The sequence below is a fragment of the Acidithiobacillus ferriphilus genome (assembly GCF_018854775.1).
GTDB lineage: Bacteria > Pseudomonadota > Gammaproteobacteria > Acidithiobacillales > Acidithiobacillaceae > Acidithiobacillus > Acidithiobacillus ferriphilus.
The window spans coordinates 1-1,584 of record NZ_JAAZTY010000114.1; the positions used below are offsets into that span (position 1 = coordinate 1).

Below are 1,584 nucleotides of genomic sequence, written 5' to 3' on the forward strand. Positions count from 1 at the left end.
ATATGGCGGGCACCCTGGACATTCAGGCTTTTCTGAATTTTCAGCTTACCCCTCTGGCTGCGCACCCGCGTGCCCAGCTCAATGCCTGGCACCGGGAATATCTACAGGAATGGGTGCTGCCGATGATTTCGGATCGCGCCCGCGCCCTGATCGAGGATCACCGCCGGCAAGGTGACCTGTTGGTCATCATCACCGCCACGAATCGTTTTGTAACGGCACCCATTGCGGAAGAACTGGGCATTGCGCATCTGCTCGCGACGGAACCGGAAGAAACGGCGACAGGGGAATTTACCGGCCAGACGGTCGGTGTCCCCTGTTTTCAGGCGGGCAAAGTGCAACGTTTACGGGACTGGTTGCAGATGCAGGGACTGGGCTGGGAGAGCGCTCTGCAAAATAGCACTTTCTACAGTGACTCCCACAATGATCTGCCTTTACTGGAAACCGTCACCAACCCCGTCGCGGTTGACCCCGATCCGCGTCTGCGCGCCCTCGCCGAAGCCCGGGGTTGGCCTATTCTTTCGCTGCGCCTCGAGCCTGTCGAACAACGCGCCTGAATCCTGAATGCGCATTAAGGCGCCGTTTCCTCACGGCGCGCCGCTTGCGCAAGCGTATCGGCCACTTCAACCCGTACAATACGGGAAATACCCGGCTCGGTCATGGTAACACCCACCAGTTGCTCGGCGACCTGCATGGTCAAACTGCGATGGGTCACGATCAAAAACTGGGTCTGTACCGCCATTTTCCGTACCAGATGGCAGAAACGTCCGACGTTGGCATCGTCCAGCGGTGCATCCACTTCATCCAGCACGCAGAAAGGCGCGGGATTCAAGCGGAACAAGGCAAATACCAACGCAATGGCGGTGAGCGCCTTCTCACCGCCGGAGAGTTGCTGCAGACTGGCGTTGCGCTTGCCCGGCGGTTGCGCACGCAGGACCAGTCCCGCATCCAGCAGGTCTTCGCCCACCAGGCTCAGTTGCGCCTGCCCGCCACCAAAAAGAGTGGCAAAAAGCTCCTGTAAGGCCTGGTTGACCTTATCGAGAGTGTCACGAAAACGGGCGGTCGTTTCCTGATCCATGGTCGCCATCGCCTCTTCCAGACTTTGCAGGGCGGATTCCACATCTTCGACCTGGCTCAGCAGATTACCGCGGCGCTCTTCCAATTCCTGCAATTCTTCCTCGGCAGCAAGATTCACATTGCCAAGACGAGCGATAGCCGTATTGATCCGCGCGATATTTTCTTCGCAGCGAGACCCATCTGGACAGGGTCCGGGGTCTCCACCCAGATCCTGTGCGAGTAGCGCGGCGCGTTGCTGATATTCTTCCAGACGCGCCTGCAGACCCGCCAGTTGCTGATCGGCGGCAGCCCCGGACTGTTGCAGGGCGCGCAGCCGTTCCTCCAACCGGTGACGCTGACTTTCTTGCTGACGAATCTGCTGCTCTGCGCTCTGGGCCGCGCTCTGCAAGGTCAACAACTGGGCATTACGCTCGGCCCGTAAACCCGCCACCACCTCCAGTGCCGCCTCCATTTCCGGCAACTCTGCTTGCAGGCGGGCAAGCTCCTCGTCTCCCTGAGCCGCCGCCATGG

General features: G+C 60.0%; 1 protein-coding gene and 1 pseudogene. One reads left to right on the forward strand and one right to left on the reverse strand.

Features of this window, described 5'->3' with window-relative positions:
• Window positions 1-554, forward strand: a 554-nt coding sequence (locus HF921_RS08480; protein WP_215893665.1) for an HAD family hydrolase, incomplete at its 5' end; no start/stop codon positions are given.
• Window positions 555-568: 14 nt separating this feature from the next.
• Here the strand turns inward: HF921_RS08480 and HF921_RS08485 are convergent.
• A pseudogene (locus HF921_RS08485) lies at window positions 569-1,584 on the reverse strand (chromosome segregation protein SMC); the annotation flags it as partial.